We start from the raw sequence: 25,153 nt of genomic DNA, 5'->3' as shown, positions 1-25,153 counted from the left end.
GACGCCCTACGATTTCTAGTGAATGTTTTGGTACACTAGAAAAATAAAGGAGGTCGTCGACTATGGTGACGCATTATCGTGATTATGAACAGTTCAAAAAGGTCGTCCTCCCGTTTTTGCTTGAACGTCCGGATACCCATCAGTTGATTCTTGGCATATTAGAACGTGGGGATGAACCGCTCTTGATGGCAACGGCACAAGAAGGCGATCATCGTCTCGTCATATTGCAAACGATACCGGAGCAAGCCATCGTCGCAGGGGATGTGTTCTCGCAAGAAGGAATCCGAAAGCTTGCCAGAATTTTGGATAGTCCAGGATTCGTCGGAGAACAGGCTATCTTAGCGCCGCTGTTACTCCCACATTCCATGTATGAGGTACATATGGAACAGGGGATGTATGCATTGACGAAGGTCGAGATGCCGCAGGTTCCGAAAAATGTCGTCTTCCGACCGATTTCGGACGATGAAAGACAACAAGCCTTAGCATTTGCGTCCGGATTTTTATATGAAGTTGAAACGCGACCTTCTGAGCGACAGCTTACGCAACTCCATCAGTCGATGACGCGACACATCCACCAAGGAAGCTTGTTCGGACTGTTTCGTGGAGATACGCTTGTCGCGATGGCGGCAGCGACACGTCCGACGCAAACGGGGATTACGATTTCTTACGTCTATACGCCAAAAGAACTGCGTGGAAATGGGTATGCCTCTTATCTTGTCGCCAAACTATCTGAACATCTACTACAGTCTTATCCGGTCGTGACGCTCTACACTGATTGGTCGAATCAAACAGCGAATAAGATCTATCAGCATGTCGGTTTCGAGTTAGTCGGACGATCCTTACATATCAAGAAACAAGACCGCTACCGGTAAGTATCGAGTTTCTTGTTTCGATGTCTAGACATTGATATGCACAACAACAGCCGATCATCCTGTTATCTAAGGACGATCGGCTGTTTCATGTCAAACTGAGAAATCAATTGAATGTAGCGATGATTTTACCACGGACGTGGCGTTCAGATAAACGTTGCAATCCTTTGACGATGTCAGCTGCTGGAATCTGTTCTGTAACGAGTGGATCGAGTTCTTTCGCTGCGACGAGTTTTAATAACTCGCTTGCCATATGACCGAGGTTTCGGATCGCACGGTCATCTTCGCTGGCATAAGCAGCCGCGAGTGCCACTTCATGGATCGAAGGGGAGAGAGTGAACGGCTTGACGACCGACTGATCGGGACCACCAGCGATGAAAGCGAGTTGCCCCGAGAAGGCAAGACGTCCGAGATCCGCTGTTGCTTCATCTCGACCGACCGTATTGAAAATCAAGTCAGCACCGCGACCATTCGTCCAATCGCGGATGACATCCGTGACATTTTCTTTTTTGTAGTCGATGGCAAGATCGGCACCGAGTCGCTTGACCCACTCATGGTTTTCTGTCGAAGCAGTCGTCGCGACCTTAAGACCAAGGCGTTTTGCGAGTTGAATGCCGATGCCACCGACACCACCTGCACCAGCATGGATAAGGATCGTTTCTTTCCCTGTCGTGTTCATCTTCTGAACGATGGCTTCATAGGCAGTCATTCCTGCGCAAAGAATCGCAGCGGCTTCAGCGAATGAGACGTCTTCCGGAATCAGGGCGAGGGCACGTGTATCGACGAGTGCATATTCAGCAAAAGCACCATCGCGTTGCAGATTCGTATGAATCGCTACACGATCGCCGATTTTTACTTCTGCGCCGGGTCCGATTTGTTCGACGACACCAGCTAGATCGACGCCTGGAATATGCGGGAACGTCCAAGCTGGATTGTTGGTCGCCTTATAGTCGACGGGATTCAGCGCGACAGTCTTGACGCGAATCAAGGCTTGACCTTCTCCTGGCGTCGGCGTTGCGACTTCTTCGAATGTCCATTGATCAATGGCTGTACCTGAGTGATTTAACCATGCTTTCATGTTTAATACGCTCCTTCCGAATACGTGAGTTCATACGAGTGAGAGTAGATTTCGACGAGGTTACCGAATGGATCCTCACAGTAGACCATTCGATACGGCTTGTCTCCCGGATAGTATTCGCGGATTGGCATCCGTTGTTTGCCACCGTGGGCAACGATTTTTTCGACGAGACCTTCGACGTCTGGATCTTGGATCGCATAATGGAAGATACCTGTTTTCCAGAATTCGAAGTTGTTCTCGGGCTGTTCATTGTTCGGGAACTCGAACAACTCGATGCCGATGCGGTCACCCGTCGCCATGTGGGCAATCCGGAACTTGTTCCATCCTGCACCAAAGACATCCGTACACATAACGCCAATGGCAGAGTCATCTTCGAGGACATCAGATGGTTCCATGATGATATACCAACCCATCACCTCTTGATAAAAACGGACGGCTTCGTCAAGATTCGGTACGGAAAGACCGATGTGTGAAAAATTACGTGGATACGTCATGCTTAACACTCCTTTTGCAAAATGATTTACGCATACTCTAACTTACGCTACACTCGATTGCATAGTACGCACTTTGAAGTAACTACTCTGGAGGAGAGAACAACATGTCGACAGAACAATTTCCGGTCAATCGGGCGCTCGCCATCATCGGCGGAAAATGGCGTCCACAATTATATTGCACGTTAGAGAACGGTCCGAAACGTTTTTTAGAGTTACAACGTGCCATTCCCGGGATTTCTCGGAAAGTCTTGACGGATCAATTAAAAGAACTCGAACGTCTCGGAATGATCGAGCGGATTGAGTATGATGAAGCCGTCTTACATGTCGAATACAAATTGACAGAAGCGGCCTTTACACTGCAACCTGCCATGAAAGGTTTATGTGCATGGGGGGAAGGGAATCAATTATCCGAATCCTAAACGAGAGGCAGTGACATTCATGAAATTGACTTATCACGGACAATCGACAGTAACAATCGAGACGAACGGGCATCATCTCGTCATCGATCCATTCTTTAGCGGTAACGACAAAGCGACGACGAATCCCGATGACGTCAAAGCGGATTTCATTCTTTTAACGCATGCGCATGCCGATCATATGCTTGATGCAGAGCGAATCGCGAAAGCGACGGGAGCGACAATCATTGCTACGCATGAGTTGGCGACGTATCTGAGTTTCAAAGGACTCAACGTTCACCCGATGAACCTCGGCGGACAATTTGAATTCCCATTTGGTAAAGTGAAGATGACACAGGCATTCCATTCATCAAGTATCATCGATGAAGAGAAACAAACGATTACGTATATGGGGATGCCAGCTGGATTCTTGCTGACGATCGAAGGAAAGGAAATCTATCATGCAGGCGATACGGCACTGTTCGGGGATTTAGCCCTTTATGGCGCTCATCACGAAATCGATTTAGCCTTCTTACCGATCGGTGATAACTTCACGATGGGTCCGGATGATGCGTTGATCGCTGCAGATATGTTGCAAGCGAAAGCCGTCGTACCAATCCACTACGATACATTTGATTTAATCAAACAAGATGCGAACGCATTCTGTGAAAAGATTGAAGCACAAGGTCAAACGGGTCAACCGCTCGCGATCGGCGAGTCACTCGAATTATAATCCGTTCTTAATCACAGGAGAGGAAACGTCAATGTTCCTCTCCTTTTTGTCGATTATTCTTCTGGAATGTCAGCGGTTCATCCGATGACGCTTCCTTCTTCCGCCCGATGGCGAAACGGTGAACTTCTTCTATGATAAGAAGGGGGCTGTTGACAGCCGATTCAGATATTCGGAATAATGGTAGACATGAGATGGAGGGGCTGACATGGAAGAGCATAATAGTAGGAGTGTGCGGAAACGAAAACAATCGTCGTTCACACGCTTAAAAAATAAACAAAAACAAAAGATGGATGCACGGTTGAACCGGATTGGAGAAAAAGGACCAGTGAAGCGACCGCTCTATTTATACGGTGGTGTCATTCTCGGACTTGTCGTCATCTATTCGATCACATTGCTCGTCTCAACGGAATTGTTATCACGAGGCGAAACATTCAAAACGACGAATCGCTATAAATCTCTCGCCATCGAGGCGCCGCACGCAACGGTACAATTCGTTCGAAGCACAGATGGAAACGTCCAAATCAAGCTCGTCGATAGTGCGTCGAGTGGCAAACGACTGAAAATCAGTACATCGACGAATACGGTGACGGTGACAGGACGAGATGGTTGGCTGTCTCGACTTGGCAATCGTCCGAGCGAAAAAACAGCAGACTACACGATTCAAGTGGGACTACCAAGTTATATGAACCGTGTCGATGTCGATGCCGGTACACTGAAAGGAATCGGTATCTACGCAAAAACGATCGAGATGGACGGAGAAGCGATGAGTCTCGATAAAGTAAAAGGTGATGAGATTACACTGAATGCAACACGTGCGATTTCCGTCAAGGAAATGGACGCCGTCCATGCGCAGGTGACAGGCGAGAGTGTCTCGTTGGCAGACTATATGGCGAAATTGAGTCTTGACGTTACGACGATTGACGGCGCGACGAAGCTAAAACCAAATAAAGCAGCCGGTACGATCACGATTGATACGGGAGGCGATATTAAAGCCTCTGACCGATATACGAAACAAAAGAATAAGGATGAGACGATTTATGAACTGTCGAAACAAGAAAAACCGGAAGTGACAGTCAATAGTGAAGTCGGGCAGGTGACGCTCGAGTGAAATTAAAGTTTCGGATTGGACTTCGGACGATCAAGACCGGCATCGCGGTAGCTCTTGCACTCAGCATCTCTTGGTATGTCTTTGATATTTATTCAGGAATGGGGGCTGTCGCAGCCATCGTTGCGATGCAACCGACGATCCATCGTTCATTTAAAATCGTCTTCAATCGGATTTTCGGAACGGTACTCGGACTGATGTGTGGACTCGCGATTGTTGCGACGCTTGGCGCCAATCCACTGACGATCGGACTTGCCGTCGTCGTCTCGCTCGTCCTCAATTCGATGATTGGACGAACGGATATGTCGACGTTCGCTGCCTTTGCGATTGTCTTGATGTTCGAGAGCCCGACCGCCGACTATGTCCACTATGCCTTATCACGATCGTTGCTGACCGTCGTCGGTGTGTTATCTGCCGTCCTCGTCAATTACATCGTCTTCCCACCACATTATGAAGACCGCTTACTCTTGCTCGTCAAAAAAACGACGCAACAGTTGATGGAAGATTGGCGAAGCCTTGTGCAAGATGATGGACGCTTGCTTGCCGTCCGTAAACAAATCCTCAAACATGAGGAAATGATGTTGATGCTCCAAGAAGATCAAAAATATCCACTAGTGGCGAGCGGTCAAAGTGAAGCGTTCATTCGACTGAAGGAGCTTGTCGATCTTGAAGACAAGTTGCTCGTCTTGCTTGAAAGCATTGCCAGTCATCGGGATATCCCGATGACAGAAGAACAGGAAAAGACGCTCGGTCAGGAAATTGATTTCTTACTCAGCCATCATTACGATGTCATCTTCTCCCACGAACGAAAACAGGCGATGTTCTCATTCGATCAAGAATTAAGCGAGGCGAAGGATATCATTCATGGGCATTTGCTCGATTACCGGGAACAGTTAGAAAAAATGAAGTGAAGATGAAAAAGCGCTGTTTCTCCTAAGTAACACTTAGGAAAAACAGCGCTTTTTTGTGTAGCGTCATTGACGTAAGGATTGGACGACATCTGGATCAGGTGTGACGTAAAGAGTCGTTTGATCCGTGTAGATGACGAATCCGGGCTTTGCACCACTCGGTTTTTTGACATAACGTAGTTCCGTGAAGTCGACCGGGACTTGGCTCGACTCACGTGCCTTCGAGAAATAAGCCGCGACGATCGCTGCTTCCTTCAACGTCGTCTCGTCCGGTGCATCACTTTGAATGATGACGTGCGATCCCGGGATATCCTTCGTGTGTAACCACGTATCGGACCTGCGGCCGAACTTGAACGTCGCGTAATCATTTTGTTTATTGTTCTTTCCGACGAAGAATGGAAGACCAGTCGAAGAACGGTATGCTTCGAGTTGTGGGAGCTGCGGTTTCTTTTTCTTCTTTTGTCGTTCGCGCAGATAACCTTCTTCGACGAGTTCCTCGCGCATTTCCCGGATGTCTTCCGGGGATGCGACATCGAGTTGCGCAAGTAAGCCTTCGAAGTACGCAATCTCAGCTTGGTTCTTCTCGAGCTGACGCGCGACTTCGACTTTGGCGGTTTTTAATTTGTTATACCGTTTGTAATAACGTTGCGCGTTCTCATTCGGCGAGAAACGAGGATCAAGCGTGATCGTGATTTCAGCACCATCTGGGTCATAGTAATCGACGACGGTCGCTTCCTTCATCCCGCGTTCGAGCTGATAAAGATAGGTCGTCAGCAGTTCCCCTTTATGTTTCCACTCATCCATCCGTAACGTCGCTTCTAAATCTTTTTCGAGTTTTGAGCGCTTTAAGATATTCTTATCGTACTCGCTCTTGATGAACCGTTCGAGATCGGCTGCTTGTTGTTTGACGCGATCGCGGTTTGCTTTTTGATGGAAGAAGGCGTCGAGGACTTGACCACTCGTCTCGAACGTCTTCTCGTCGATGATGGATCCTTCCGTTAGCCGGACCGGCGCGAAGCGTTCCTTACCACCTTCCATCCGTTGTAAGACATAAGGACCATCGAGTTCCTTCAGGACATCTTGAAAGGCAGATGCAAGATTCGTCCGGTTGGCAAGACCTGCCCGCGAGACGATTTCTTTTGCGATTTGCGGGGACAGACCACTGAAGAGACCAAGTAACTGTCGATCGAGTTTCCCAGCGTTCCAGTCGATTCGGTGAAGGGTCTTTTCGATATCTCCCGTAAGCGGATCCACTTTATCCTGCGCCGGCGGAAGCTGGTATGTCATCCCTGGCATGATCGTCCGGAAGGTATTTTGACTGAGTGGCAAGTGTTTGATCGCATCGAGGATCTTATCTTGTCCATCGGTCAAAATGATGTTCGAGTGACGTCCCATCAACTCGACATAGATTTTTTTCGCTTCCTCATCACCGAGTTCGTTCCGGGACCGGACGCGTAAGACGATGATTCGGTCACGTTCGAGTTGTTCGATTGATTCGATGAACCCACCTTCGACATGTTTGCGGAGCATCATACAGAAGAGTGGGGGTTCACTCGGGTTGCTGACCGCTTCCGACGTAATGTGCATCCGTGCATACATGGCATTCGCAGAGGCGAGCAACAATACGTTTTTTCGCTCAGCCCGGACCTGGAATACTAAATCCAATGTATACGGTTGGTATACCTTATTGATCCGTCCTCCGACGAGCGGTTGGAGTTCTTCGACGACGCGTGTCGTCATCAATCCGTCAAAAGCCATACGATTACCTTCTTTCTTGATTTCGTTCTCACTTTCTAAAGGTAACAGAAATGGCATCGTTATGGTATGATAAAGCAGTCGAGCTAAAAAAGATGACTTGCGAACTTCCCGTCTCTACTGCTAATATGAAACAATGTGAAGTTTGTGAGATGGAGGGGTTTTGAAGTGATTTTCAAAGAGCGTGGCTTATTACTCGTATTATCTGGTCCAAGTGGTGTCGGAAAGGGAACGGTCTGTCGTGCTTTGCGCGAAGATCAGGATAATGATCTGCATTACTCGGTATCCTGTACGACGCGCCAACCGCGCGAAGGAGAAATAGATGGTGTTCACTATTTCTTTAAATCGCGTGAAGAATTCGAAGAGATGATTGCGAACAATCAACTCTTGGAATATGCTGAATTCGTAGGGAATTATTATGGAACACCTGTCGAATGGGTGAACCAGATCCTAGATGAAGGAAAAGACGTCATTCTCGAAATCGAAGTTCAAGGGGCCATGCAGGTCAAAGAACATTTTCCAGAAGCTGTCTTCTTATTCCTTGCACCTCCAAGCCTCCAAGAATTACGGAACCGCCTCGTAGGGCGTGGAACGGAATCAGAGGAAGTCATCAAGCAACGTCTTCTCGTCGCTAAAGAAGAGATTGAGATGATGGATGCGTATGACTATGTCGTGACGAACGACGAAATTCATAAAGCCTGTGATCGAATTCAAGCAATCGTCACAGCGGAACATTGCAGTCGGGAACGTGTCGCGTCCCTATATAAAAAAGCCATGGAGGTTAAGTGATATGTTATATCCATCAGTTGATAAGCTTCAAAAGAAAGTGCCATCGAAATATACGATCGTTACAGTTGCCGCTAAGCGTGCGCGTCAAATCCAAGACGGGAAACGCGTGAGAGTCACGAACCCAAAATCGCATAAACCGGTCGGGAAAGCTTTAGAAGAGCTTTATTTCGAAGAAGTATCCGTCACGAACCAACCGCAAGACTAATTTTGAAGCAGCCACTTGTCATCGTGGCTGTTTTTTTCAATAAGGAGGACACCTACATGTTAACCAACCGAAACATTCTACTGTGTGTCGGCGGTGGAATCGCTTCCTATAAATCAGCAGCACTCGCTTCAAAACTCGTTCAAGCAGGCGCACACGTTCAAGTCGCGATGACGCGTAATGCGCAACAATTCGTCGGTAAGACGACGTTTGAAGCACTGACGCGAAAAGCGGTCTATGACAATGTCTTCATCGAGCATGATCCGTCAAAAATCGCCCATATCGATTTAGCGGACGAAGCGGACTTAATCGTCGTCGCACCAGCGACCGCGAACTTGATTGCAAAACTCGCGCACGGGATCGCAGATGACTTCATTACGACGACGATCCTTGCAGCAACGTGTCCCGTCATCGTCGCACCGGCGATGAATGTCAACATGCTCGAACATCCGGCGACAGTTCGCAATATTGAACAACTCAAGCAGGACGGTGTCCAGGTGATTGCACCGGGAGTCGGAAATCTCGCATGTGGTTGGGTCGGAAAAGGTCGTTTACCCGAACCGGAAGACTTAGTCGCAACACTCTCAACCTTCTTTGAAGATAAGTATCTAGCCGGGCGAAAAGTCTTGATCAGTGCAGGACCCACAGTAGAACGGATTGATCCGGTCCGTTATTTGACAAATGATTCTTCCGGGAAAACTGGAATTGCGCTCGCAGAGGCGGCACGAGATGCAGGAGCCGATGTCACACTCGTCCATGGTCCCCTTCGGATCGGATTACCGACCGGGATAGCGACGATTGCCGTCGAGTCGGGAGAAGAAATGCTTGAAGCCATGTTACGTGACTATGAGACGCAAGACATCGTCATCATGTCCGCTGCTGTAGCTGACTATCGACCGTCTGTCCAATACGAGCAAAAGCAAAAGAAAATTCATGGACCATTACGGATTGAACTCGAGGAGACGACGGATATCCTGAAGACGCTCGGTGAGCAGAAACAACATCAGCTATTAGTTGGATTTGCAGCGGAGACGACGGACGTCGAGACGTTCGCAAAACAGAAACTCGCCCGAAAGAAAGCGGATTTCATCGTCGCGAATGATGTCTCTCGTTCTGACATCGGATTTGTCAGCGACGAAAACGAGGTCGTCGTCTTCGGGAAGAATGATTCTGTCACGCGATACGATCAACAATTGAAATCGACGCTCGCTAAAGCGCTCATGCGCCAATTCGCGGAGGCATTGGCATGATAGCCGAAGTCATCGTCGATGTCGCAGCAGCAACCGTCGATCGTCCGTTTGATTATGCCGTGCCGGAACTATGGCAGGAGCTGATCGTTCCCGGGATGCGCGTAGAGGTTCCGTTCGGTCCACGTGCGTTGCTTGGGATCGTCGTCGGAACGAAAGCTACCTCTGATCTGACGAACGTCAAATCGATCGTTCGTGTCTTAGATGAGACGCCGACCTATACGCAAGAATTACTCGAGCTGTCGGCTTATCTATCAGAAACGACATTGTGTTTTCAGGCGACGGCACTGCTTGCGATGCTGCCGGCTGCGTTGAAGGTGAGTTATGATAAACTGGTCATAGTCGAGTCGGGCCCACTTCGGGCATATCATGGTAAGAAAATGGGTCAATTACCAACGGAAGTCCAACAAATCATCTTAACAGCGGCGAAACAAGCTGACGTGACGCTTCAACCGGTCATTCGCGAGAAAAAGACGTCAAAGACGGATAAACGGATTCGTCTCCTAAAGGAACAGGCAACTTTTACGAAACAAGCGAGTCAACAAGCGGCACTGTATGCGTATATCCAAGAATTTCCGAATGCGCTTTGGAGTGAAATCAAGCAGGCGACGGGCGCAACGAGCGCAACATTGAACGCCCTCGAGAAAAAAAGCCTCATTGAAGTCGAGACGATTGATGTACGGCGAAATCCTTACGAACATCTCGTCCAAGACATCTTTGTGCCGTCCTCTTTGACGGAAAAGCAACAGGAAGCTGTCTCGGCGATTACGGCTGAAGCTGAGACCGGAACGTTTTTGTTACATGGCGTAACAGGAAGCGGTAAGACGGAAGTCTATCTTGAATCGATTCATGCACAACTCGAACGCGGTAGACAAGCGATCTTGCTCGTTCCAGAAATCAGTCTGACACCGATGATGGTCAAACGGTTCAAACGTCGTTTCGGAGAACGGGTCGCTGTCCTGCATAGCGGTCTATCGCTCGGAGAAAAGTATGATGAGTGGCGCAAAATCGCTCAAGGCGAGGTCGATGTCGTCGTCGGTGCTCGGTCCGCCGTGTTTGCGCCGCTGACGAATATCGGAATCATCATTCTCGATGAAGAACATGAAACAACCTATAAACAAGAAGAGAATCCGCGCTATCATACGCGTGATGTTGCAAAATGGCGAGCGGCCTATCATCGTTGTCCCGTCGTGCTCGGAAGTGCAACTCCATTACTTGAGACGTATGCGCGGGCACAAAAAGGGGTCTATCGTTACTTACCGCTTCGCGAACGATTCGGTGGGGAACTGCCTCCGGTCGACATCGTTGATATGCGTAAGGAACTTGAACGGGGCAATCGTACTCCGTTCAGCCTCGCGCTCGTCGAAGGCATCAAAGAACGAATCGAGCGTGGGGAACAGACGGTATTACTTTTGAACCGTCGTGGGTACACGACATTCGTCTTATGTCGGGATTGCGGGGAGACGCTTCAATGTCCGCATTGTGCCGTCAATTTAACGTATCATCAACATGAAGATCGCTTAAAGTGCCACTATTGTGGATTCGAGGCGGCGATGCCGAAAACTTGTCCGTCCTGTGAATCGACGAAGATCCGTCAGTTCGGAACGGGGACACAAAAGATCGAGGAAGAGTTGGCGCATTTGATTCCGGAAGCGCGCATTATCCGGATGGATCAGGATACGACGTCTCGTAAAGGCGCACACGAGAAGCTACTCGATGCCTTCGAGCGTAAGGAAGGGAACATTCTTCTCGGGACACAGATGATCGCAAAAGGTCTCGACTTTCCAAATGTCACGCTCGTAGGGGTGCTCGCTGCTGATGCGACGCTCGGTATTCCGGATTTTCGGGCAAGTGAGCGAACGTTCCAGTTGATCACGCAAGTGTCGGGTCGTGCCGGGCGGGGGCAACTCGCCGGACAGTCGATCATCCAGACCTATAATCCTGAGCACTACGTCATTCAGACGGCAAAACAGCATGATTACGAAACGTTCTATAAGCGGGAGATGCAGTTGCGCAAACTCGGGGGACACCCTCCATTTTGGTTCCTTGGCTTGATCACGGTCTCAGCGACACATCCACTCGAAGCACAAGCAGAAGCGCAACAGATTGCTTCCGAGCTGCGGGCTTTCGAATCGGAGGATTTAGTCGTCAATGGACCGTTCGATGCGCCACTTGCTCGACTGAAGAATATGTACCGACAACAGGTCTTAATTAAACATAAAGGGCAGGAAGATGTCCGGACACATCTCCGTGATATCTTAGCCCGTCGTCAAAAATCAAAAACACAAGTCGCGATCGACTTGAATCCATTTGTATTCATGTGAGGTGTCTGTATGTATAAAGTAGTAGAAGTACCAAATGATGTATTACGACAGGTATGTGAACCTGTCACGAAGTTCGATAAAAAACTCGGTAAGATGATCGACCGGATGTTCGATACGATGTACGAATATGATGGTGTCGGCTTAGCGGCACCGCAAATCAATCAACCGATCCGTGTAGCTGTCGTCCATACGGATGATGAGACAGGACCGATCGAGCTGATCAATCCGGAAATCATCGAAGCCGATGGTTCACAGATCGATGACGAAGGTTGCCTCAGCATGCCAGGCATCTTTGGTCCTGTCGACCGCTTCGACCGCATCGTCGTCAAGTCGCAGGATCGTCTCGGACGGACGGTCAAAATCAAAGCAAACGGCTTTTTTGCACGTGCGATCCAGCATGAGATGGATCATTTAGACGGTGTCCTGTTTACGGATAAACTTGTCGAGCAAGAAAAACCGCGCGTCGTCTTCATGGGGACGCCTGAGTTTGCGGCAGGAACACTGCGTGAAGTGATCGATGCCGGATATGACGTCGTCGGTGTCGTCTCACAACCCGATAAGCCGGTCGGACGAAAACGGGAAGTCAAACCGACACCAGTGAAACTCGTCGCGATGGAACACGATATTCCTGTGTTGCAACCGAAACGGATTCGCGAGGATTATCAAGATGTTCTCGATTTAAAACCAGATCTCATCATCACGGCAGCTTACGGTCAGATTGTACCGACAGCGATTTTGGAAGCACCACGTTTTGGAGCGATCAACGTCCATGCGTCACTCCTACCGAAATATCGTGGCGGTGCACCGATTCATCAAGCAATCATCGATGGAGAAAAAGAGACAGGCGTGACGATCATGTACATGGTCGATCGACTTGACGCGGGTGATATGTTGTCAAAAATCATTGTTCCGATCGAAGAGACCGATACAGTCGGAACGATGTTTGAAAAGTTAGCGGACGCAGGAGCGCGACTATTGCTTGAGACCTTACCGCGTCTGTTCGCAGGTGAATTGACACCGGAAGCGCAAGATGAGGCAGAAGCGACGTTTGCGCCGAACATCTCACGCGAGCGGGAACGACTTGATTTTACGTTACCGGGTGAGACACTCTATGATCAAATCCGAGGAATGAATCCTTTCCCAAGTACGTACACGATGCTTGGTGATGACCGATTGAAAGTCTTTTTCGCGACGAAAGTCAAAGGAACGGGACGACCAGGCGAAATCATCGCTTTAGAAGCGGATGGTCCCGTCATCGCGACAGGTTCGGAGACAGCGTTGAAGCTGATCGACTTGCAGCCGTCCGGAAAAAAACGGATGGATGGTGCCACGTTCATGCGCGGGATCGGTCAATCGCTTGAACTCGGACAACAAGTAGGTGAGAACGCATGAATGTACGTGACGCAGCAGTAACGACACTGATGAAAATTGGTCAAGGTGGTGCCTTCTCGACAATCACCGTCCATCAAATGCTTGAAAAGCGTGCTATCTCAGCAACAGATGTCGGCTTGTTCACGGAACTCGTCTACGGGACGCTCAGTCGTGAATTGACACTGGATTATATTTTGGAGCCGTATCTAGCGAAACAGAAAAAACTTGATCCGTTCATGCGTCCGTTGTTACGGATGAGTGTGTATCAATTGTTTTATCTTGATCGTGTACCGGATCATGCCGTCATCCATGAAGCTGTCGAGATTGCTAAAAAACGTGGAAAAGTCCACGTCTCGAAAGTCGTCAACGGAGTGCTCCGGAATGTATTACGGGCGGGAATGCCTCATTTCGCTGAAATCGAGCCTGTTGCAAAACGAATCAGCATCGAAACGAGTCACCCGCAGTGGCTCGTCGAACGCTGGATTGAACTGTTTGGTCCAGAAGAAACACTTCAAATCTGTCAATTGAATAACACACCTGCACCGGTCACGGTTCGCATCAATCGGACGAAGACGACGCGAGAGGAAGCGATCGAGCTTCTACTCGATCAAGGTGTGACGGCAAAACCATCTACGGTCGCGCCAGACGGTCTCGAAATCGAACGAGGAAGCGTTCAAAAAACGGATCTGATTGACCGTGGGTATCTTTCTCTGCAGGATGAGAGCTCAATGCTCGTCGCCCGTGCACTCGGTGCAGAAACATCTGATCATGTACTTGACAGCTGTGCCGCACCTGGTGGGAAAGCGATGCATATTGCTGAAGGTTTGACGACGGGAACACTACAGGCACTTGATCTTCATCCACATAAGATTAAATTGATTGAACAGCAAGCGACACGATTAGGTCTTACGACTGTTCAAGCAGAAGCGTTAGATGCCCGTAAAGCAGGAGACCGCTTTGAAGTAGAATCGTTTGATCGGATTCTTGTCGACGCACCTTGTTCAGGACTCGGTGTCATTCGAAGAAAACCAGATATCAAATGGACGAAACGCCCGGAACAACTCGAGCAACTCCCGAAAATTCAACGAGATATTCTGACATCTGTCTTACCACTCGTTAAAAAGGGTGGAACCTTCGTCTATTCGACTTGTACGATTGATCCGATCGAGAACGAGGATCAGACAGCGTTCATTCTCGATCAAGGATTTGAATTTGATACATCCTTCGCGGCACGCATGCCGGAATCCGTGCGACATCTGATCGGGGATCGAGCAGAACTCAAGTTGTTACCGACGACAGTTGGAACGGACGGCTTCTATATTGCCGCGTTTAAAAAACGAGAAGATTGACACGAACGGAGGACTGTCATGGAGTTAGCTCACCTTTCGACTACTGGGAAAGTCAGGACTAAAAATGAGGATACGGTATTACTCGTCGGGAACGCTGAACGTGGTCTTGCCGTCGTTGCGGACGGTATGGGAGGTCATGCTGCTGGCGATATCGCAAGTGCGATCGTTCGCGAGGTATTTGAAGCATCCTTTTCACTCATGCCAAATCGTCCGATGGAATTGTCTGAATGGATAGAACAACGTGTTGCCGAGGCAAATGCCCGGATTCTTCAGTTTTCAAAAGACGAGCAACTTGCAATCGTCGGAACGACCATTGCCTGCGTATGCTGGGTCGAGGATTTGCTCGTCATCGGTCATGTTGGAGATAGTAGGGTCTATGCCCTTGAAGGTACGGTGTTAAAACAATTGACGGATGATCATTCTTACGTCAACATGTTACGACAATTGGGGGAACTTTCGGATGAGGAAGTCGAAAATCATCCACGTAAGAATGTCATCACACGGTCGGTCGGCTCGAACGAAACGGTCGAAGTCGACATTCAAGTCAGAGATGCTCCAGACTATGACCTCGTCCTCGTCTGTAGTGACGGGTTGACCGATGAAGTGCCAGATGATGTCATCGAACAGATCATCTTACAGGATGAGCCGCTTGATGAGATCGTCGGACGATTGGTGAAAGAAGCGAATGCTCGAGGAGGCGCGGATAATATTACGATTGCCGCCATCCGGTTCAAAGAAAGAAAGAGGGTCTGAATATGCGATACGGAGATCGATTAAATGACCGCTACCGCATAGAACGGCTAGTTGGAAGTGGCGGGATGGCGAATGTCTATCAAGCCTATGATGAGATTTTAAAGCGTCATGTTGCCATTAAGATTTTACGGACTGAATTTTCGCATGACGAACAGTTCATTCGTCGATTCGAACGTGAAGCGCATGCTGCTACCAGCTTGAATCATCCAAACATCGTTGCCGTCTATGATGTAGGCGAAGAAGATGCCATCTATTACATCGTCATGGAGTATATCGATGGTATGACATTAAAGACATTTTGTGAAAATCAAGCATTACCTGTGCCGCAGGCCGTCGATATCATCGCTCAAATTTGTGATGCGATCGATCATGCCCATGCACACCGGATCATCCATCGCGATATCAAACCGCAAAACATGTTGATTCGAGAGGATGGTACCGTCAAAGTAACGGATTTCGGAATCGCTGTGGCGATGTCGAATGCGACGCTGACGCATACGATGTCCGTCCTTGGGTCTGTCCATTACTTTTCACCGGAACAAGCAAAAGGTAAATTTGCGGATGAGAAGTCGGATATCTATTCACTGGGTGCTGTCTTATACGAACTTGTGACAGGACAAGTCCCGTTCGAGGGTGATTCACCGGTTGCGATTGCTTTGAAGCATCTGCAAGATACACCGCGTCGTCCATCCGTCTTGAATCCGAAAGTGCCACAAGCGCTTGAGAACTGTATTATGCAGGCGCTCGCAAAAGCACCGCATGACCGCCAACAGTCCGTCGCAGCCTTTAAGGCAGATATGGTGACGGCGTTGTCTGACGAACGAGCAAATGAAGGCATCCGAGGTGCAGAAGAGGATGAGATGGAAAAGACGATGGTCTTATCGCCTGTCCAAGTGCCAGAAGAATCAAAAGCGGAACCAGAATCACCCGCTGTCACGACCGTTCAACCGAAAACACCGGAAAAGAAAAAGAAAAAACGCTGGTGGATCGTCCTCTTATTGCTCATATTGCTAGGTGGTGCAGCTACGACGTTTGCGATGTGGCCAGATCCAACGGTCACCGTACCATCTGTCGTCAAGACGGATGGAGACGAAGCGGAAACGAAGCTTGAGAAACTTGGATTCGTTGTCGAGACGACAGAACGAAATAGCGATACAGTCGATGAGGGAGACGTCATCAGTCAGACACCGCGTGAAAACGCACAGGTTAAGAAGGGCTCGACAGTCAACTTGGTCGTCTCTACTGGAAGTGCTCCGGTCGAAGTACCGGATGTGACAGATGACGCTGAAAAAGAAGCGATTGCGACGTTAAAAGAGGCTGGATTCGCTAAAGTCGAGGTCGAACGCGAAAAGTCGGATGAAATCGCGCGAGGTAATGTGATCCGGCAATCGATCTCTGCTGGGACGGAAGTGATCGCAAAAGAACAGACGATTACGATCACTGTCTCAGAAGGAACGTCGTCCTTTGAATTGAAAGACTTGACGAACTTATCGAGTGATGAAGCGAAAGCGTATCTCGATGAAATGGGTCTCGACGGTACGTTTGAACAAGAATTCTCAAGTGATGTCAAGCTCGATCAAGTCATCCGTCAATTCCCGCAAGCAGGAGCACAAGTCGAACCGAACGACTCCGTGACGGTCTTCATCTCAAAAGGTGAGGAAGAAAAAACGGTGACAGCGACGTTCCCTGAAAAGGTCGTCTATGATGCGGTCAGCGAGAACGAGGACGAGGAACCACCGAAACAAGTCATCCGGATTGAGACGGAAGATGCGAAAGGGAAGCGGACCGTCATCGAGGAATCGATTGATCAAGATGAGACATTCGACGTGCCGGTGACGATTGATCCAGGAGAAGAAGGAAAAATTACGATCTATAAAGACGATACGGTGTATCGTTCAAAAACCATCACGTACAATCAAGCAAAAGACGCACAATGAATGTGATGAAAAAGGAGTGCATAGGATGACGGAACAACGCATCGAAGAGAATCGAGAAGGAACGATCATACGTCTGCAGGGTGGCTTTTATGATGTCATGACACCAGAAGGAGAGGTCCGTTCACGGGCAAGAGGGAATTTCCGAAAACGCGGCATCAGTCCAGTTGTCGGAGACGAGGTCGTTCTTCATATCGAAAGTGAGACGGGATATATTCTCGAAGTGAAGGAGCGGGACAACTTTTTAGTACGCCCTCCAGTCGCGAATATCGACCAGGCATTGCTCGTCGTCTCGGCGGCAGAACCTGATTTTTCAGCGCACTTGCTCGACCGATTTCTCGTTTTGATCGAAGCGAAGGAAATTCAACCCGTCATCCTGTTGACGAAGATGGATTTGCTGGACGATGTTAAAGGACCGGCTGTCCGAGAGGCGATTGCCGCTTACCGGAAGATTGGGTATACGGTCATCGAGACATCAAGTGAGACGTTAGCAGGTATTGAGCAAGTCCGTCCGTTACTTGCTGGAAAAACGAGCGTTCTCGCCGGACAATCCGGTGTCGGGAAAAGTTCATTGCTCAATGCACTGGAGCCCTCTCTTGATTTAGAAACAAGTGCGATCTCGAAATCACTCGGACGCGGACGTCATACGACGCGCCACGTCACATTGATGCCGCTTGCCGAAGGATTGATTGCCGATACGCCAGGTTTCTCGAACCTCGATTTTCCGTATGATATGGAAATCGAGGATGTACGGTGGAGTTTCCCTGAATTCGTGGCTGTACAAGATGATTGCAAATACCGAGGTTGCTTGCATTTGAATGAACCCGGTTGTGCCGTCAAGGAAGCCGTCGAAGCCCAAGAAATCATGTCCTCTCGTTATGAGAACTATGGTATGTTTATAGACGAAATCAAGAATCGAGCCCGGAGGTATTGAAGATGATTAAAATTGCACCATCTATCTTATCAGCAGATTTTGCGAATCTCGAACGCGATGTTAAAGCAGTCGAAGCAGCAGGCGCGGACTATATCCATTTTGATGTCATGGACGGTCAGTTCGTACCGAACATCTCATTTGGATTACCTGTGCTTAGCAGCTTACGTCAAAAGACGGATATGATTCTCGATGTCCATTTGATGATCGACCAGCCAGAACGTTTCGTCGAGGATTTCGTCAAAGCAGGGGCGGACATCGTGACGTTCCACGTCGAAGCGACGAATCATGTCCATCGTGTCTTGCAACAAATCAAAGCAGCGGGCGCAAAGGCAGGAGTCGTCTTGAATCCCCATACGCCATTATCAACGATTGAACATGTCCTTGAGGATGTCGATATGGTTTTATTGATGACGGTCAATCCGGGCTTCGGTGGACAAGCCTTCATCGAGCGTGTCATGCCGAAACTCGCAGCACTTGCGCAAATGAAAGCAGAGCGTGGTCTGACATTTGAAATCGAGATTGACGGTGGCGTCAATCCGGAAACGGCAAAGCTTTGCATCGATAACGGTGCGAACGTTCTCGTCGCAGGATCAGCAATCTACAATGCACCAGATTATGCGGAAGCGATCACTAGCATTCGTCAAGGGGCTGCCGTATAATAAGAACGAGAAAACGAAATATGATGACCGCAAGGGGTGTCGCTTGAAAAGCGGCTGAGAGGAGTCTTTTAGACTTTAACCCTTCGAACCTGTTCCGTTCAAACGGACGTAGGGATGTGGCGCACGCAGGCAGTACGGCGTTCGTCGTACTGCCTTTTTGCGTCCTCTCGTACAATGAAGGAGGAAAATAGCATGAAACGGTTACAAATGATGATGGAAATTGCCATCTTCGCCAGTCTCGGAGTCGTCTTTGATTTACTGATTCCATTCAAAATGCCACAAGGAGGCTCAATCAGCTTAGCGATGTTACCGATCTTCGTCATGGCATTTCGCCACGGTGTCGTCGGAGGGGTCGTCACGGGAGCGCTTGTCGGTACGATTCAATTGATGTTCGCTCCACAAGTCTTGACGATCGTTCAACCGATGCTTGACTATACGATTGCGTATGGTGTCGTCGGATTAAGTGGTCTGTTCGCGCGTCAAGTCAGACTAGCCGCGCGCAATGGACAAAAGAAAAGCTTGATGGCGTTCGTTCTCCTGGCGACGTTATTAGGCGCAGGACTCCGTTATATCTGTCATGTCATCAGTGGAATCGTCTTTTTTGCCGAGTATGCCGAAGGTCCAGTCGTACCGTATTCATTGATTTATAACGCGACATACATGGTACCGTCTTACGTTCTTTGTGGTGTCGTTGCGGGTCTTTTATTCACGACTGCGCCACGCTTACTCCGTTATTCGGCACGAGGCGTCTGAGATGCGGGCGATTCTCGTCTGTGCCGGTCCGCGAGAAGAAGCGCCGGATTTACGGACGTTTTGTCAGCCAGGTGACTTTATCGTCGGTGTCGACGGTGGTGTTCAGACGATTGAATCGTTTGGGCTGACATGCGACCTGACGATTGGTGATTTTGATTCTCTTGGTTATGTACCAGAAGGGGCAATCGTTCATCCGGCCGAGAAAGATGAAACGGATCTCGAACTGGCACTTCGTACAGTCTCAGAGAAGAAACAGTTTGAGGATACCTTCATTATCGGGGCGACAGGTGGGCGGCTCGACATGACCGTCCAAAATGTATATCTATTAAAGCGATACCCAGAGGCACGACTCGTGACGAAACGAGAAGAGGTACGATACTTGGCTGAGGGAACGTATGCAGTCGAAGCAGGGAGCTATCATTATCTTTCGTTCATTCCACTCGTACCATCGACTTTAAGCTTATCCGGAGTCAAATATCCACTTGATGCACATCCAGTACCGGTCGGAGGTTCATTGACCGTCAGTAATGAATGGTGTGCGTCAGAAGCGAAGGTAGAGCTCCATCAAGGAGAACTATTGATGATGCGGACGCTTAAGGAATAGCACAATCATAGGAAAGAGGCCGTGGATGACTCCGCGGCCTCTTTTTAGATGAAATTATTCTTCGAGTTGAGAAGGGGCGACACGGATGTCGCTTTGAGCGGATAGATGTTTTCCTTTGACGAAGAGATGATAACTTCCCCACATGACAAGGAAGAAAGGAACACCGATGTATAGAGCGATTCGTTGATCCGCTTGAAACGCAAGACTGACGAGGACGACGACGTTAAGTGTCAACGAAATCAGTGGTAACACCGGATAGAGTGGTGTCTTGAATTTCAGTTCGGATACATCGTGTCCGTTTCGGACGAACTGACGACGAAATGCAAGCTGCGAAGCAGAGATTGAAATCCAGCCGACTTGAGCCCCGAGTCCGGCTAAGGACAAGAGCCAAATGAAGACGGTATCTTCTGCGAAAAATGCGGTCAGAAGCGATAACATCGCGAACATCATCGTAAAGAGCAACGCCCGCATCGGCACACCACGTGCATTGACGTAAGATAATTTCTTTGAAATCATCCCTTCTTGCGCCATTGCCCATAACATCCGAGTCGCCGCATATAATCCGGAGTTTCCGACGGACAATAACGCTGTCAAGACGACGATGTTCATCAAATCAGCAGCGTACGGAATACCGATCGCATCAAAGACCATGATGAACGGACTGCTGACTCCGCCAGCTGTTTCATACGGAATTAATGCACCAACGATCGTAATCGATAAGACGAAGAAGATGAACGTCCGCCAGACTGTATTGCGGATGGCTTTTGGAATCGATTTTTCGGGCGTGTCGGACTCCCCAGCCGCAACACCGATCAATTCCGTTCCTTGGAAGGCGAAGTTGACGGCAATCATCGTCGTCAAGACACCGAGAATCCCGTTTGGAAACCAACCGCTTGCCGTAAAGTTCGCAAATAACGATGTCGGACGATCTGCTTCCATCGGTAACCAGCCGAACCAAGCAGCGCCACCTAGAATGATGAAGAACAGGATCGCGAGGACCTTCAAACTCGAGAACCAGAATTCAGCTTCACCGAATGCTTTGGCGGAGACGGCATTCAGACCGAACAGCAAGACCGTAAAGACGGTACACCAGACGACGACCGGTACGTTCGGAAACCAGCGGTCCATCAAACTGCCGGCAGCTGTAATTTCGAGTGCCACCGTCACGGCCCAGCCGAGCCAATAAATCCAACCGACGGCAAAGCCGACCCCTGGTCCGATGAATCGGGTCGTATAGGTCTGAAATGACCCCGAGACCGGCAGATAGACCGCTAATTCTCCTAAACATAACATCGTCAGATACATGATGGTCCCACCCACGATGTAACTGAGGACCGCCCCGAGAGGTCCTGCTTGTGAAATCGTTAATCCTGACCCTAAAAATAAGCCTGTTCCGATGATTCCGCCGAGTGAAATCATGAACAGGTGTCGACTCGTCATCTCTCGTTTGAGTTGCATGATGACTTCCCCCAATTCTGACAAAATAAAGTACGTTCCTATTGTAAGCGTTTTCAATAAAAGCGACAATTAGTTTATGAGAAAAATAAATGAGGGCATAAAAAAACCGGAAGGGAAGATTCCCATCCGGTGGTTGCGCCTTATACGCGTTCGACTTTACCTGATTTAAGAGCTCGAGCTGAAACCCAAACCTTTTTCGGCTTACCGTCGACGAGGATACGTACTTTTTGTACGTTGACTCCCCAAGTACGTTTTGTTTTGTTCAATGCGTGTGAACGGTTGTTACCCGACTTTGGCGATTTCCCAGTAACGTAGCATTTACGTGCCATGCGTTCCGCCTCCTTTTATGTTGTTTTGCGTTCGTCCTAATAGACACTTTGCTATCTTAGCATGGTGTCAGGGCGGTTGCAACATAAAAAAAGTAGCTGACAAGAAAAAAACTTGACAGACAACCTCGAAATTTAAAATAATGGATGAGGATGATGGTAAAAGTTCATTTGACCGCTACTATTTTTCACTTATTCATTGTATAGTCAGTACGGCGACTTTTCAATAGTAGGTCCTTATAGTAGAATTATGAGAAGAATACAATATTCAAAGGGGGCTACTCAGGTGGCGATCGAGATGAAAACGACCTATGGAAAGATTGATGTAGATAATGATGTCGTCGCGCAACTTGCGGGCGGCGCAGCAATGGAATGTTTTGGTGTCGTTGGTATGGCATCCCAGTCTCAAATCAAGGATGGTCTTGCTGAACTCTTAAAACGTGAGAACTTTGCACGCGGTGTCATCGTTCGACAGGCTTCAGAGCAGGTCCATATCGATATGCATATCATCGTAAGCTATGGAACGAAAATCTCAGAGGTGGCGAACAACGTACAGAGTCGCGTGAAATACACGCTCAGTCAGGCACTAGGTCTTGACGTGACATCTGTGAACATCTTTGTCCAAGGAGTCCGCTTGACGAATGTCTAAGGCGGGAATAGAGGAGGAAACTTTAGTGAGTGTAGATCGTTTAACAGGAGCGCAGTTAGTCAAGATGATTCAAAATGGCGCGGCGAATCTCTATCAAAATGCAGATTTCGTCGATTCATTGAACGTCTTCCCTGTGCCAGATGGTGATACGGGAACGAACATGAATTTGACGATGACTTCAGGTGCAAAAGAAGCAGGTAAATCAACTTCGGATTCTGTATCGGAAGTCGCGAACGTCTTCGCACGTGGATTATTGATGGGGGCGCGCGGAAACTCTGGCGTCATCTTAAGTCAATTGTTCCGTGGATTCTCGAAATCAATCGAAGGCAAAACAACGATTGATACGAAGGAATTCGCAGATGCGTTACAAAAAGGTGTCGATACAGCATACAAAGCAGTCATGAAACCGGTTGAAGGAACAATCTTGACGGTTGCCCGTGAAACAGCTGTCGCTGCTATCGCACAATCTGAGACGACGACGGATTTCTTAGAGTTGATGCGTCAACTCGTCGAAGCTTCGAAAGTATCGCTCGACGGTACACCAGAACTTCTTCCGGTATTAAAAGAAGTCGGCGTCGTTGACTCTGGTGGTCAAGGTCTCGTCTGTATCTATGAAGGATTCCTCGCAACACTCGAAGGAAAAGAACTCGACAAACCGCATGCGCCTGTCATGGAAGCACTCGTCGAAGCAGAGCATCATAAAACGGCTCAAAGCTTCATGTCGACAGAAGAAATCCATTACGGTTACTGTACGGAAATCATGGTTCGTTTCCAAGATGACAAGCTTGCGAATGCACCATTCAGCGAAGAAGACTTCCGTAACGAATTAGCGGAATTCGGTGATTCATTGCTCGTCGTAGCGGATGAAGAACTCCTTAAAGTTCACGTCCACGTTGAAACACCAGGAGAAGTCATCACAAAAGGACAACGTTTCGGTGAACTCGTCGCTGTTAAGATTGAAAACATGCGTCAACAACACTCGACGATCCTTGAAGAAGAAGGTGCGAACCAAGTCACTCCAGTCGCTGCACCGAAGGCAAAAGCGAAAGCAGCCCTCGTGACAGTCGCAATGGGTGAAGGAATCAGCGAACTCTTTAAATCACTCGGTGTCAGTGTCGTCATCGAAGGCGGACAAACGATGAACCCGTCGACTGAAGATATCGTTAAGGCGATCGAGGATGCACACGCTGAACACGTTTATGTCTATCCAAACAACTCAAACATCATCATGGCCGCTGAACAAGCAGCATCTGTTGCGAATTGTGGTGTGACGGTCGTGAAATCAAAAACAGTTCCACAAGGTTTAGCAGCAACAATCGTCTATAATCCAGAAGCGACTGTCGAAGAGAACGAAGCGCACATGGCAGATGCGATTGCAGCCGTTAAGTCGGGACAAGTCACATATGCCGTACGTGATACGAACATCGATGGTGTAGAAATCAAGAAGGACGACCATATGGCGATTGCTGAAAAACAAATCGTCGCTACGGACGCTTCAAGTCTTGGTGCAGTCAAGAAACTCGTCGATACACTCGTCACTGAGGACGACGAAATCATCACGGTTCTTTACGGTGAAGGCGTCTCAACAGAAGAAGTTGACGCACTCGTCGCGTACATCGAATCGGTCAATCCGGATGCTGAAGTGGAAGTCCACGACGGCAAACAACCACTTTATTCGTACATTTTAAGCGTCGAATAAAACCATCATACTGAAAAAGGGCGACTAGCCTTTTCACGAATCCCACCATCTGCGATAATAGAGGTGGGATTTCGTTTGTTTCATAGAGAGGGGAAAAGAGATGAAATATCGTAGCGTCTTTGACATCATCGGACCAGTCATGGTTGGTCCATCAAGCTCGCATACAGCGGGAGCTGCACGGATTGGATTGATGGCAGGTAAATTATTCGGGGAAACACCTACTGTCATCCACATCACGTTTTACGGTTCATTCGCGGATACGTATCGTGGACATGGAACGGATGTCGCCATCATCGGCGGTGTTCTCGGATACGATACGTTTGACGACCGGATTCCACAATCGATCGATATCGCGAAGTCAAAAGGGATTGAGATTCATTTCGAGACGAGTGAAGCGTTGACGGATCATCCGAATACGGCTCGTGTCCATTTGACGAATGGAGTAGAAGAGTTTGAATTGGTTGGTATTTCAATTGGTGGGGGAACGATTGAAATCACAGAATTAAATGGTGTACCGCTTCGTTTGTCCGGTGGGGGACCGGCACTCGTCGTCTTGCATCATGACCGCTTTGGTGCGATCGCAGCCGTGACGAGCATTTTGGCTGATTACGAAATCAATATCGGGCATATGGAAGTGTCAAGGCATGAAAAGGAAAACAAGCACTTATGGCAATTGAGATTGATGACCGGATAACGGCAGAAGTGTTGGAAGAAATCGATCGGTTACCTCAAGTCGAGCGTGCCGTCATGATGGGAGAGTGAAGA

The 25,153-nt window shown here is 48.7% G+C and carries 24 protein-coding genes, 1 pseudogene and 1 riboswitch; of the genes and pseudogenes, 20 read left to right on the top strand and 5 right to left on the bottom strand.

What is annotated here, in order from left to right; translation table 11 throughout:
* The first annotated feature begins 62 nt into the window (after nucleotides 1-62).
* Nucleotides 63-872 (top strand): GNAT family N-acetyltransferase, encoded by an 810-nt coding sequence (locus AC3B4V_RS05485; RefSeq protein WP_214858041.1) that lies wholly within the window; start codon nucleotides 63-65, stop codon nucleotides 870-872.
* A 103-nt stretch (nucleotides 873-975) separates the two neighbouring features.
* Here the strand turns inward: AC3B4V_RS05485 and AC3B4V_RS05480 are convergent, their stop codons facing one another.
* On the bottom strand, nucleotides 976-1,947 hold the full coding sequence (locus AC3B4V_RS05480) for a zinc-binding dehydrogenase (RefSeq protein WP_488377952.1): 972 nt from the start codon (nucleotides 1,945-1,947) through the stop codon (nucleotides 976-978).
* Nucleotides 1,948-1,949: 2 nt separating this feature from the next.
* Nucleotides 1,950-2,441, bottom strand: a complete 492-nt coding sequence (locus tag AC3B4V_RS05475; protein ID WP_023468778.1) for a lactoylglutathione lyase family protein — start codon at nucleotides 2,439-2,441, stop codon at nucleotides 1,950-1,952.
* 104 nt (nucleotides 2,442-2,545) lie between these two features.
* Here AC3B4V_RS05475 and AC3B4V_RS05470 point away from each other — a divergent pair, with 104 nt between their 5' ends.
* From AC3B4V_RS05470 to AC3B4V_RS05455, 4 genes are all read left to right on the top strand, one after another.
* Entirely contained in the window at nucleotides 2,546-2,860 is a 315-nt protein-coding gene (locus AC3B4V_RS05470; protein WP_023468777.1) for a winged helix-turn-helix transcriptional regulator, read from the top strand.
* A gap of 19 nt (nucleotides 2,861-2,879) precedes the next feature.
* A complete protein-coding gene (locus AC3B4V_RS05465; RefSeq protein ID WP_488377951.1) occupies nucleotides 2,880-3,569 on the top strand; it encodes a metal-dependent hydrolase in 690 nt (229 codons plus the stop codon).
* 205 nt (nucleotides 3,570-3,774) lie between these two features.
* Nucleotides 3,775-4,677 carry a DUF4097 family beta strand repeat-containing protein gene (locus tag AC3B4V_RS05460; protein WP_488377950.1) on the top strand — a complete coding sequence of 301 codons (903 nt, stop codon included), beginning with the start codon at nucleotides 3,775-3,777 and terminating at the stop codon, nucleotides 4,675-4,677.
* Complete coding sequence (locus tag AC3B4V_RS05455; RefSeq protein WP_050677514.1) at nucleotides 4,674-5,585, top strand: FUSC family protein; 912 nt, start codon at nucleotides 4,674-4,676, stop codon at nucleotides 5,583-5,585. Before AC3B4V_RS05460 ends, AC3B4V_RS05455 begins: the two co-directional genes overlap by 4 nt.
* A 63-nt stretch (nucleotides 5,586-5,648) precedes the next feature.
* On the opposite strand, the gene AC3B4V_RS05450 is transcribed toward AC3B4V_RS05455, so the two are convergent.
* Nucleotides 5,649-7,340 (bottom strand): Rqc2 family fibronectin-binding protein, encoded by a 1,692-nt coding sequence (locus tag AC3B4V_RS05450; protein WP_488377949.1) that lies wholly within the window; start codon nucleotides 7,338-7,340, stop codon nucleotides 5,649-5,651.
* 168 nt (nucleotides 7,341-7,508) lie between these two features.
* On the opposite strand from AC3B4V_RS05450, the gene gmk reads away from it, so the two are divergent.
* The 12 genes from gmk to AC3B4V_RS05390 all read left to right on the top strand — a co-directional run bounded on the left by gmk (nucleotide 7,509) and on the right by AC3B4V_RS05390 (nucleotide 20,256).
* Nucleotides 7,509-8,126 (top strand): guanylate kinase, encoded by a 618-nt coding sequence (gene gmk / locus AC3B4V_RS05445; protein ID WP_197484513.1) that lies wholly within the window; start codon nucleotides 7,509-7,511, stop codon nucleotides 8,124-8,126.
* A gap of 1 nt (nucleotide 8,127) precedes the next feature.
* Nucleotides 8,128-8,331, top strand: a complete 204-nt coding sequence (rpoZ, locus tag AC3B4V_RS05440; RefSeq protein WP_023468770.1) for a DNA-directed RNA polymerase subunit omega — start codon at nucleotides 8,128-8,130, stop codon at nucleotides 8,329-8,331.
* 56 nt (nucleotides 8,332-8,387) lie between these two features.
* Nucleotides 8,388-9,578, top strand: coding sequence for a bifunctional phosphopantothenoylcysteine decarboxylase/phosphopantothenate--cysteine ligase CoaBC (gene coaBC / locus AC3B4V_RS05435; protein WP_488377948.1), 1,191 nt, complete (start codon nucleotides 8,388-8,390; stop codon nucleotides 9,576-9,578).
* Nucleotides 9,575-11,899 (top strand): primosomal protein N', encoded by a 2,325-nt coding sequence (gene priA / locus AC3B4V_RS05430; RefSeq protein WP_488377947.1) that lies wholly within the window; start codon nucleotides 9,575-9,577, stop codon nucleotides 11,897-11,899. The genes coaBC and priA overlap by 4 nt, the downstream gene beginning before the upstream one ends.
* A gap of 9 nt (nucleotides 11,900-11,908) precedes the next feature.
* Nucleotides 11,909-13,291 (top strand): methionyl-tRNA formyltransferase, encoded by a 1,383-nt coding sequence (fmt, locus tag AC3B4V_RS05425; protein WP_488377946.1) that lies wholly within the window; start codon nucleotides 11,909-11,911, stop codon nucleotides 13,289-13,291.
* Complete coding sequence (rsmB, locus tag AC3B4V_RS05420; RefSeq protein ID WP_215083937.1) at nucleotides 13,288-14,619, top strand: 16S rRNA (cytosine(967)-C(5))-methyltransferase RsmB; 1,332 nt, start codon at nucleotides 13,288-13,290, stop codon at nucleotides 14,617-14,619. Before fmt ends, rsmB begins: the two co-directional genes overlap by 4 nt.
* Nucleotides 14,620-14,637: 18 nt before the next feature.
* On the top strand, nucleotides 14,638-15,372 hold the full coding sequence (locus AC3B4V_RS05415) for a Stp1/IreP family PP2C-type Ser/Thr phosphatase (protein ID WP_488377945.1): 735 nt from the start codon (nucleotides 14,638-14,640) through the stop codon (nucleotides 15,370-15,372).
* A 2-nt stretch (nucleotides 15,373-15,374) separates the two neighbouring features.
* Nucleotides 15,375-17,309, top strand: coding sequence for a Stk1 family PASTA domain-containing Ser/Thr kinase (gene pknB / locus AC3B4V_RS05410; protein WP_195864755.1), 1,935 nt, complete (start codon nucleotides 15,375-15,377; stop codon nucleotides 17,307-17,309).
* Nucleotides 17,310-17,334: 25 nt separating this feature from the next.
* Entirely contained in the window at nucleotides 17,335-18,240 is a 906-nt protein-coding gene (gene rsgA, locus AC3B4V_RS05405) for a ribosome small subunit-dependent GTPase A (RefSeq protein WP_029342107.1), read from the top strand.
* Between the two features lie 2 nt (nucleotides 18,241-18,242).
* Nucleotides 18,243-18,899 carry a ribulose-phosphate 3-epimerase gene (gene rpe / locus AC3B4V_RS05400; RefSeq protein ID WP_064299636.1) on the top strand — a complete coding sequence of 219 codons (657 nt, stop codon included), beginning with the start codon at nucleotides 18,243-18,245 and terminating at the stop codon, nucleotides 18,897-18,899.
* A gap of 22 nt (nucleotides 18,900-18,921) precedes the next feature.
* A riboswitch (TPP riboswitch) is annotated at nucleotides 18,922-19,031 on the top strand.
* Nucleotides 19,032-19,091: 60 nt separating this feature from the next.
* Nucleotides 19,092-19,652: an energy-coupled thiamine transporter ThiT gene (gene thiT, locus AC3B4V_RS05395; protein WP_023468761.1), complete on the top strand. Its 561-nt coding sequence runs from the start codon at nucleotides 19,092-19,094 to the stop codon at nucleotides 19,650-19,652.
* Nucleotide 19,653: 1 nt separating this feature from the next.
* On the top strand, nucleotides 19,654-20,256 hold the full coding sequence (locus AC3B4V_RS05390) for a thiamine diphosphokinase (RefSeq protein WP_029342104.1): 603 nt from the start codon (nucleotides 19,654-19,656) through the stop codon (nucleotides 20,254-20,256).
* A 54-nt stretch (nucleotides 20,257-20,310) separates the two neighbouring features.
* Here the strand turns inward: AC3B4V_RS05390 and AC3B4V_RS05385 are convergent, their stop codons facing one another.
* Together AC3B4V_RS05385 and rpmB are read right to left on the bottom strand one after the other, a co-directional pair.
* The gene (locus AC3B4V_RS05385) at nucleotides 20,311-21,714 is read right to left on the bottom strand and encodes an amino acid permease (RefSeq protein ID WP_064299638.1); all 1,404 of its coding nucleotides are present in this window, start codon (nucleotides 21,712-21,714) and stop codon (nucleotides 20,311-20,313) included.
* Nucleotides 21,715-21,854: 140 nt separating this feature from the next.
* The gene (rpmB, locus tag AC3B4V_RS05380) at nucleotides 21,855-22,043 is read right to left on the bottom strand and encodes a 50S ribosomal protein L28 (protein ID WP_023468758.1); all 189 of its coding nucleotides are present in this window, start codon (nucleotides 22,041-22,043) and stop codon (nucleotides 21,855-21,857) included.
* Between the two features lie 283 nt (nucleotides 22,044-22,326).
* Here rpmB and AC3B4V_RS05375 point away from each other — a divergent pair, with 283 nt between their 5' ends.
* From AC3B4V_RS05375 to sdaAB, 3 genes and pseudogenes are all read left to right on the top strand, one after another.
* Nucleotides 22,327-22,689 carry an Asp23/Gls24 family envelope stress response protein gene (locus AC3B4V_RS05375; protein WP_023468757.1) on the top strand — a complete coding sequence of 121 codons (363 nt, stop codon included), beginning with the start codon at nucleotides 22,327-22,329 and terminating at the stop codon, nucleotides 22,687-22,689.
* A gap of 25 nt (nucleotides 22,690-22,714) precedes the next feature.
* Nucleotides 22,715-24,388 carry a DAK2 domain-containing protein gene (locus AC3B4V_RS05370; RefSeq protein ID WP_369815311.1) on the top strand — a complete coding sequence of 558 codons (1,674 nt, stop codon included), beginning with the start codon at nucleotides 22,715-22,717 and terminating at the stop codon, nucleotides 24,386-24,388.
* Nucleotides 24,389-24,488: 100 nt separating this feature from the next.
* Nucleotides 24,489-25,150: pseudogene (gene sdaAB, locus AC3B4V_RS05365) on the top strand (L-serine ammonia-lyase, iron-sulfur-dependent subunit beta).
* Nucleotides 25,151-25,153 lie beyond the last annotated feature (3 nt).

This window comes from Exiguobacterium sp. E17S (assembly GCF_057772545.1).
This window is presented reverse-complemented; position numbering and strand designations above follow the sequence as displayed.

Bases quoted from the DNA above. Each gene is read 5' to 3' on its own strand.
- AC3B4V_RS05485 (WP_214858041.1), top strand. From the start codon at position 63: ATGGTGACGCATTATCGTGATTATGAACAGTTCAAAAAGGTCGTCCTC.
- AC3B4V_RS05480 (WP_488377952.1), bottom strand. From the start codon at position 1,947: ATGAAAGCATGGTTAAATCACTCAGGTACAGCCATTGATCAATGGACA.
- AC3B4V_RS05475 (WP_023468778.1), bottom strand. From the start codon at position 2,441: ATGACGTATCCACGTAATTTTTCACACATCGGTCTTTCCGTACCGAAT.
- AC3B4V_RS05470 (WP_023468777.1), top strand. From the start codon at position 2,546: ATGTCGACAGAACAATTTCCGGTCAATCGGGCGCTCGCCATCATCGGC.
- AC3B4V_RS05465 (WP_488377951.1), top strand. From the start codon at position 2,880: ATGAAATTGACTTATCACGGACAATCGACAGTAACAATCGAGACGAAC.
- AC3B4V_RS05460 (WP_488377950.1), top strand. From the start codon at position 3,775: ATGGAAGAGCATAATAGTAGGAGTGTGCGGAAACGAAAACAATCGTCG.
- AC3B4V_RS05450 (WP_488377949.1), bottom strand. From the start codon at position 7,340: ATGGCTTTTGACGGATTGATGACGACACGCGTCGTCGAAGAACTCCAA.
- rpoZ (WP_023468770.1), top strand. From the start codon at position 8,128: ATGTTATATCCATCAGTTGATAAGCTTCAAAAGAAAGTGCCATCGAAA.
- coaBC (WP_488377948.1), top strand. From the start codon at position 8,388: ATGTTAACCAACCGAAACATTCTACTGTGTGTCGGCGGTGGAATCGCT.
- priA (WP_488377947.1), top strand. From the start codon at position 9,575: ATGATAGCCGAAGTCATCGTCGATGTCGCAGCAGCAACCGTCGATCGT.
- fmt (WP_488377946.1), top strand. From the start codon at position 11,909: ATGTATAAAGTAGTAGAAGTACCAAATGATGTATTACGACAGGTATGT.
- rsmB (WP_215083937.1), top strand. From the start codon at position 13,288: ATGAATGTACGTGACGCAGCAGTAACGACACTGATGAAAATTGGTCAA.
- AC3B4V_RS05415 (WP_488377945.1), top strand. From the start codon at position 14,638: ATGGAGTTAGCTCACCTTTCGACTACTGGGAAAGTCAGGACTAAAAAT.
- pknB (WP_195864755.1), top strand. From the start codon at position 15,375: ATGCGATACGGAGATCGATTAAATGACCGCTACCGCATAGAACGGCTA.
- rsgA (WP_029342107.1), top strand. From the start codon at position 17,335: ATGACGGAACAACGCATCGAAGAGAATCGAGAAGGAACGATCATACGT.
- rpe (WP_064299636.1), top strand. From the start codon at position 18,243: ATGATTAAAATTGCACCATCTATCTTATCAGCAGATTTTGCGAATCTC.
- thiT (WP_023468761.1), top strand. From the start codon at position 19,092: ATGAAACGGTTACAAATGATGATGGAAATTGCCATCTTCGCCAGTCTC.
- AC3B4V_RS05390 (WP_029342104.1), top strand. From the start codon at position 19,654: ATGCGGGCGATTCTCGTCTGTGCCGGTCCGCGAGAAGAAGCGCCGGAT.
- AC3B4V_RS05385 (WP_064299638.1), bottom strand. From the start codon at position 21,714: ATGCAACTCAAACGAGAGATGACGAGTCGACACCTGTTCATGATTTCA.
- rpmB (WP_023468758.1), bottom strand. From the start codon at position 22,043: ATGGCACGTAAATGCTACGTTACTGGGAAATCGCCAAAGTCGGGTAAC.